Source organism: Amycolatopsis thailandensis, assembly GCF_042723255.1.
Lineage (GTDB): Bacteria > Actinomycetota > Actinomycetes > Mycobacteriales > Pseudonocardiaceae > Amycolatopsis > Amycolatopsis thailandensis.
This window is the reverse complement of sequence record NZ_JBHXJK010000245.1, coordinates 278-6,896: the sequence shown is the minus strand read 5'-3', so window position 1 is coordinate 6,896 and position 6,619 is coordinate 278. Positions and strand designations below refer to the sequence as shown.

Here is a 6,619-nt window from a genome sequence, read left to right as displayed (position 1 = left end):
CTACCCCCGCCACCTCGTCTGCCATCGTCGCGCCCGGCAGCCGCTGAACCACCACCCTCGCCCAGTTCAGGCGTGAGTAGGTAAATACCGGACCGCTCTAACGACACTTGCCACTCACGACCACCCCCACTGCGATGGCACGCCCGATCCCGGCCGCAGCCGATCTCAGACCCGGCTGAACTCCATCACCCAGTTGGATTCCCAGGTCTCCCCGCCGTCCACCGAGAACTCCTGCTCCCAACGCGCCGACGTCGCGGTGATCTCCGACCAGAGGAAATGCGCCTTGATCGGCCGCCCCTCGTGGCTGTCGTCGCCGTAGAAGTCGCCGCGCCCGTCGGCGAAAGCGCCCACCACCGGCGGACAGAGCAGCCCGGTCCGGCTGCTCGCCCAGTAGATCGACCACTCCTTCCTGGCGACGTCGAACAGGCGCAGCGTGAAGCCGCTGCTGCCCAGCGTCGGGAAAACGATCTCCTCGGTGTTGCCGCCGCCACCGAAGATCGGTTGGCAGGTGGAGGTCCCGGGGAACTCGTACCAGTCGTCACTGCCCTCGAAAAGGGTCTTCAGCCGCCGGTTGGCGACGGTCCAGGAGCCGGTGAAGAAGTCGAAATCGTTCATGCCGCCGATCTTGCGGCGCCATCGCTGACATCTTCTGTCAGTGGTCGCTGGCAGACTCCCGGCCGTGCGTGCCGGCCGGATGGTGTCCCTGCTGTTGCTGTTGCAGAACCGGGGGAAGCTGAGCGCGGCCAGGCTGGCCGCGGAACTCGGCGTGACCGCGCGCACCGTTTACCGTGACATCGAGGCGCTCTCCGCCGCGGGCGTGCCGATCTACGCCGAGACAGGGCCTTCCGGCGGCTACCGGTTACTGGAGGGTTATCGCACCCGCTTGACCGGTCTCACGGCCGACGAGGCCGAATCCCTGTTCCTCACCGGGCTGCCGGAGCCCGCCGCCGAACTCGGGCTCGGCGCCCAGGTCGCGGCCGCCGAGCTCAAGCTGACGGCCGCGCTCCCGACGCCGTACCGGGACGCCTCGACCCGGATCCGGCAACGGTTCCACCTCGACGCGCCCGGCTGGTACTCCGAAGCCGAACCGGTGCCGCTGCTGACAGCTGTGGCGGAAGCGTTGTGGCGGGACAGGGTCATCGAGATCCGGTATCGCCGTTGGTCGCCCGAGCCCGGTGTCGTCACCCGTCGGCTGCATCCGCTGGGGCTCGTGCTCAAGGCCGGGGTCTGGTACCTCGTCGCCGCCCGCCGGAACCAGCCGCGCATCTACAAGGTCTCGTCGATCCAGCGGTCGCGGACGCTGCCGGAGAAGGCCGAGCGGCCCGAGGGATTCGAACTCTCCGCGTTCTGGCGGGCACACGTCGAAGGCTACGAAGAGGCGGAGGAGACCGAGACCGCGCTCATCCGCCTGTCACCGCAGGGGATCGCCGCCCTGCCGGACCTCCTCGGCCCGCGGGCCGCGCGTCTCGCCCGCCGCACCCTCACCGGCGAGGACGCCGAAGGCTGGCGGCGGGCCAGGATCCCGATGGAGAGCGTGCCCCACGCCGCCGCGGGGTTGCTCAAGCTCGGCGTCGACGCCCAGGCGCTGGAGCCCGCCGCGCTGGTCGCCCACCTGACAGCGACCGTGCGCGCGATGGCCGGCCTCTATCCGGGCGGCTGAACCCGTCCCGGATGTGCCATGCTCGACAGCGCACGAAGTGGCGAAACCGAGAGGTGACGAGGGTGTCCATCTGGGCAGGCGTGATCAATTTCGTCCGGGCGCGGTACGAGGTGCTCGAAGAGCGGGACGGCTGGCTCCGGTTCCGGGTCGACACCGGGGAGGGCCGCGGCCAGCAGGTGTCCTTGCACCACTTGCCCGACCACGACGGCGCGGAGTGGGTGGAGATCTCCTCTCCGGTCGGCTGGGCCGACAAGATCGACCTGCGGCGCCTGCTCGAACTGGCCGGCGGTGACTCGGTCGGTGGCGCGGCGGTGGTGGACGGCGTCGCCCTGCTCAAGCACACGATCCCGCTGGTCGATCTGAACCTGCGGAACGAGTTCGAACACCCGCTGAAGTCCCTCGTCACGCGCGCCGACACCCTCGAACACGAGCTGACGAAGGCCGACGAGTTCTGATCCGGCGCGTCCATTCAGGACGGTCCCGGAAACGATGAAGGCCCCCTGCGCCGCAGGGGGCCTTCATCCGTCTGGAAGCTCAGAGGCGCTCCTGGAGCGCGTCCGCGGCGGCGAGCAGATCCGCGGCCCAGCGCGCCCCCGGTTTACGCCCTATACGTTCGATGGGCCCGGAAACCGACACCGCGGCGACGACGGTGCCCGTCGAATCCCGTACCGGCGCCGAGACACTCGCCACACCGGGCTCCCGTTCCGCCACGCTCTGGGCCCAGCCCCGACGGCGGACCTCGAGCAGCGTGCGCTCCCCGTACACGGCTTCGGAAAGGATCGTCCGCTGCGTGTGCGGATCCGACCACGCGGCGAGCACCTTCGCGCCGGAACCCGCCGTCATCGGCAGCCGTGAACCGATCGGCACCGTGTCACGGAGACCACTGGGCGGTTCCGCGGTCGAAACGCAGACGCGCTGGACACCGTCGCGACGGTAGAGCTGAACGCTTTCCCCGGTGATGTCGCGCAATTTCGGCAGCACCGAGCTCGCCGCGTCGAGCAGCGGATCGGTCGAACCGCCCGCCAGTTCCGCGAGCGCGGTCCCCGGCCGCCAGCGCCCGTCGGGGCCTCTGCGCAACAGGCGATGCACTTCGAGGCCGACCGCCAGCCGATGCGCCGTCGCGCGCGGCAAACCGGTCCGCGTGCACAGTTCCGCCAGGCCACAAGGATCTTCGGCCACGGCCTGAAGCACGGCCACGGCCTTGTCGAGTACTCCGATACCGCTATGCTGTCCCACAAGCCGATACTATCTTCCCGAAGTTTGAGATGTCCAGATGGTGGGAAGTACCGATTTCACCGCATGTGAGGAGCCGGAAATGCCCCGGACACTGGCCGAGAAAGTGTGGGAGTCGCACCTGGTGCGGCGCGGCGAGGGGGCCGAGCCCGACCTGCTCTACATCGACCTTCATCTGCTGCACGAGGTCACCAGCCCGCAGGCCTTCGACGGACTCCGCCTGGCGGGCCGGAAACTGCGCCGCCCCGACCTCACCATCGCGACCGAGGACCACAACGTCCCGACGATCGACATCGAGCTGCCGATCGCGGATCCCGTTTCCCGCACCCAGGTCGACACCCTTCGCACCAACTGCAAGGAGTTCGGTGTCCGGCTGCACCCGATGGGCGACGCCGAACAGGGAATCGTGCACGTCATCGGCCCGCAGCTGGGCCTGACCCAGCCCGGGATGACCGTGGTGTGCGGCGACAGTCACACCTCGACGCACGGCGCCTTCGGGGCGATGGCCTTCGGAATCGGCACCTCCGAGGTCGAACACGTCATGGCGACCCAGACCCTGCCGCTCCGTCCATTCAAGACGATGGCCATCACGGTCGACGGTGCCCTGCGGCCCGGCGTCACGGCGAAGGACATCATCCTCGCGGTGATCGCGAAGATCGGCACCGGCGGCGGACAGGGCTACGTCCTCGAATACCGCGGCGAAGCCATCGAAAACCTGTCGATGGAAGCCCGGATGACCGTCTGCAACATGTCGATCGAAGCCGGCGCGCGCGCCGGGCTCATCGCCCCGGACGAGACGACGTTCGCGTATCTGAAGGGCCGTCCGCACGCGCCGAAGGGCGCCGACTGGGACGCCGCGGTCGAGAACTGGCGCGAACTCCGCACGGACGACGACGCCGTCTTCGACGCCGAGGTGCGGCTGAACGCCGACGAGCTCACGCCTTTCGTGACCTGGGGCACGAACCCGGGCCAGGGGCTCCCGCTGGGCGCCGAGGTGCCCGACCCCGAGCGCATCGGCGACGAAAACGAGCGCATCGCCGCTGAAAAGGCCCTGTCCTATATGGACCTGAAGCCGGGCACGCCGCTGCGGGAGATCGCGGTGGACACCGTCTTCCTCGGCTCGTGCACGAATGGCCGTATCGAGGATCTGAGGGCCGCCGCGGACGTCCTGCGCGGGCACAAGGTCGCCGAGTCGGTCCGGATGCTCGTCGTCCCCGGCTCGATGCGGGTCCGCCAGGCGGCCGAAGCCGAAGGGCTGGACCAGGTCTTCACCGAAGCCGGCGCGGAATGGCGTCAGGCGGGCTGTTCGATGTGCCTCGGCATGAACCCGGACCAGCTCAAGCCGGGCGAGCGCAGCGCCTCGACCTCGAACCGCAACTTCGAAGGCAGGCAGGGCAAGGGCGGCCGGACGCATCTGGTCTCACCACTCGTGGCGGCCGCCACGGCCGTGCGGGGAACCCTGTCCAGCCCCGAAGACCTGCTGCCCGCCGCCGCTCGCTGACATCGCTGACATCCGCGAAGGAGTTCCCAACCATGGACGCGTTCACCCACCACACCGGCGTCGGGGTCCCGCTGCGCAGGTCCAACGTGGACACTGACCAGATCATCCCGGCGGTCTACCTCAAGCGCGTGAGCCGCACCGGCTTCGAAGACGGTCTCTTCGCCGCCTGGCGCTCCGACGAGTCGTTCATCCTCAACCAAGAGCCCTTCAAAAGCGGGTCGGTCCTGGTCGCGGGCCCGGACTTCGGCACCGGTTCCTCCCGCGAGCACGCGGTCTGGGCCCTGATGGACTACGGCTTCCGCGCCGTGATCTCCTCCCGGTTCGCGGACATCTTCCGCGGCAACTCGGGCAAGCAGGGCCTCGTCGCCGCTCAGGTCGAGCAGGCGGACGTCGAACTGCTGTGGAAGCTGCTCGAAAACGAGCCCGGGACGGAGGTCACGGTGGACCTCGAGTCGAAGACGGTACGGGCCAAGGACTTCACCGCGCCCTTCCAGATCGACGACTACACCCGCTGGCGGCTCCTCGAAGGGCTCGACGACATCGCCCTGACACTCCGCCACGCGGAGGAGATCGACACTTTCGAGATCCAGCGCCCCTCCTGGAAGCCGGTGACCCTCCCGGCGGCCTCCTCCTAGGGTCGGTCGAAGGGGGCGGATTCCCTTGCTGAGCAGGGAATCCGCACCTCGTCCGGGGTCCTGTGCGACAGCCCCGAAACCACACCGAACGGCACCTCGAGAGGCCCTGAAGGGGTCCCTCGGGAGGCGGAACAGCCCCCGAGACAAGGGAAATTTCCGCGCGTCGTTTGGAATTTGTGCTGCATTGGTAATACCGTGTGCGCTAAGTCGGCCGACGGGGCCGTGTACAAGTAGTTCTTCTTGGAGGACTGGAATGGCCAACAAGGCCCAGCTGATCGAGGCGCTGTCGGAGCGCCTGGGCGACAAGAAGGTCGCGTCGGAGGCCGTCGATGGCCTTGTCGACATCATCATCCGGACGGTCAACAAGGGCGAGAAGGTGAACATCACCGGCTTCGGTGTGTTCGAGAAGCGCGCCCGCGCCGCCCGCACCGCGCGGAACCCGCGCACCGGTGAGACCGTTCGCGTCAAGAAGACCAACGTGCCCGCGTTCCGCGCCGGCACGACCTTCAAGGACGTCATCAGCGGTTCGAAGAAGCTGCCGAAGGCCACCGCTGTGAAGCGCGCGACCGCCGGCACCACCACCACTCGGGCCGCCGCCACCCGCGCGACGACGACCCGGACGGCCGCCAGCCGCCCGGCCGCGACGCGCACCACCACCACGCGGACCCGCGCCGCCGCTGCCACCAAGGCCGCCGCGAAGCCGGCCGCCAAGGCGACCGCGACCAAGGCTCCGGCCAAGACGACCGCCGCCAAGGCGGCGCCGAAGACCGCGGCCAAGGCCACGACTCGCGCCACCGCGGCCAAGAAGGCGACCGCCACCAAGGCCGCCGCGAAGCCGGCCGCCAAGGCGACCGCCGCCAAGGCTCCCGCCAAGAAGGCTCCGGCCAAGCGGACCTCGGCGGCCGCGAAGAAGAAGTAAGCTCCCTCCCCAGGAGTGAGCCAACGGCAGGGCCCCGCGCACGGCGCGGGGCCCTGCCGCATTTTCACCGGCTGTGCGCTCCGGCCTTCTCGTTCGCCCGCAAGGCCCTTGAACTCGGTGTCCGGGGAACCGGGGTGCCGGAACGGATCCACGGCGCTCTGAGGACGAATGCGCCGCGTTTGTGGCGCCGCGACTCTTCGTAGATCCATGCGGGTGTCCGGCGGGCGCCTCGATCACCCCGATGGCGCATCGCCCCGTGCCCGCCGATCGGCCCTCCACAGTGGAGCGACGAGCGTCGCGGCGGACCGTCGCCGCTGGACAACGCCTCGCGCTCTGGATCCCGGGGCGGTGTCGGAACTCACTTCGCCGCGAATCCGCCTACCTGACAGGCACTTCGGGCCGGGCGATCTCCGCTTCCCCTGGGACACGGCCGGAGTAGCGGCACGTCACCCACGTGGGGGAGTCGTGTCGGGAAAAGCGGCTCGGCACGCGGCTTGGCACGGACCCGGTCGAAAGCGCTGCGAAAGCCACTTTCACAACGTTCAACGTTGCGAACGCGACTTTCGCAACGCCGGCTTTCGGTCGGACCGCATCGGTCGAGGGGATCGTGAGCGGTGAGTCGCGCTTTCCCGATGGGCCCTTTCGCGACCCGGTACGGCCTGACGGAAGGT

At 69.1% G+C, this 6,619-nt stretch carries 7 protein-coding genes; 5 read left to right on the top strand and 2 right to left on the bottom strand.

Annotated elements, in window-relative coordinates; genetic code table 11:
• Window positions 1-165 precede the first annotated feature (165 nt).
• Window positions 166-615 carry a hypothetical protein gene (locus ACFWMR_RS42170; protein WP_378382444.1) on the bottom strand — a complete coding sequence of 150 codons (450 nt, stop codon included), beginning with the start codon at window positions 613-615 and terminating at the stop codon, window positions 166-168.
• A 40-nt stretch (window positions 616-655) separates the two neighbouring features.
• Between ACFWMR_RS42170 and ACFWMR_RS42165 the strand changes: the two genes are divergently transcribed.
• Both ACFWMR_RS42165 and ACFWMR_RS42160 read left to right on the top strand, forming a co-directional pair.
• Window positions 656-1,660, top strand: coding sequence for a helix-turn-helix transcriptional regulator (locus ACFWMR_RS42165; RefSeq protein ID WP_378382443.1), 1,005 nt, complete (start codon window positions 656-658; stop codon window positions 1,658-1,660).
• A 62-nt stretch (window positions 1,661-1,722) separates the two neighbouring features.
• The gene (locus tag ACFWMR_RS42160; protein ID WP_005158152.1) at window positions 1,723-2,115 is read left to right on the top strand and encodes a hypothetical protein; all 393 of its coding nucleotides are present in this window, start codon (window positions 1,723-1,725) and stop codon (window positions 2,113-2,115) included.
• Between the two features lie 79 nt (window positions 2,116-2,194).
• On the opposite strand, the gene ACFWMR_RS42155 is transcribed toward ACFWMR_RS42160, so the two are convergent.
• Window positions 2,195-2,896, bottom strand: coding sequence for an IclR family transcriptional regulator (locus ACFWMR_RS42155; protein WP_005158149.1), 702 nt, complete (start codon window positions 2,894-2,896; stop codon window positions 2,195-2,197).
• A gap of 79 nt (window positions 2,897-2,975) precedes the next feature.
• On the opposite strand from ACFWMR_RS42155, the gene leuC reads away from it, so the two are divergent.
• From leuC to ACFWMR_RS42140, 3 genes are all read left to right on the top strand, one after another.
• Window positions 2,976-4,394 carry a 3-isopropylmalate dehydratase large subunit gene (gene leuC, locus ACFWMR_RS42150; RefSeq protein WP_378279988.1) on the top strand — a complete coding sequence of 473 codons (1,419 nt, stop codon included), beginning with the start codon at window positions 2,976-2,978 and terminating at the stop codon, window positions 4,392-4,394.
• Between the two features lie 32 nt (window positions 4,395-4,426).
• On the top strand, window positions 4,427-5,029 hold the full coding sequence (gene leuD / locus ACFWMR_RS42145) for a 3-isopropylmalate dehydratase small subunit (RefSeq protein WP_093939396.1): 603 nt from the start codon (window positions 4,427-4,429) through the stop codon (window positions 5,027-5,029).
• A gap of 253 nt (window positions 5,030-5,282) precedes the next feature.
• Complete coding sequence (locus tag ACFWMR_RS42140; protein ID WP_378382442.1) at window positions 5,283-5,948, top strand: HU family DNA-binding protein; 666 nt, start codon at window positions 5,283-5,285, stop codon at window positions 5,946-5,948.
• Window positions 5,949-6,619: the final 671 nt, after the last annotated feature.

What these genes read in the sequence shown, in the direction of transcription:
- ACFWMR_RS42170 (WP_378382444.1), bottom strand. Translation starts at nt 615, where the DNA reads ATGAACGATTTCGACTTCTTCACCGGCTCCTGGACCGTCGCCAACCGG.
- ACFWMR_RS42140 (WP_378382442.1), top strand. Translation starts at nt 5,283, where the DNA reads ATGGCCAACAAGGCCCAGCTGATCGAGGCGCTGTCGGAGCGCCTGGGC.
- leuD (WP_093939396.1), top strand. Translation starts at nt 4,427, where the DNA reads ATGGACGCGTTCACCCACCACACCGGCGTCGGGGTCCCGCTGCGCAGG.
- leuC (WP_378279988.1), top strand. Translation starts at nt 2,976, where the DNA reads ATGCCCCGGACACTGGCCGAGAAAGTGTGGGAGTCGCACCTGGTGCGG.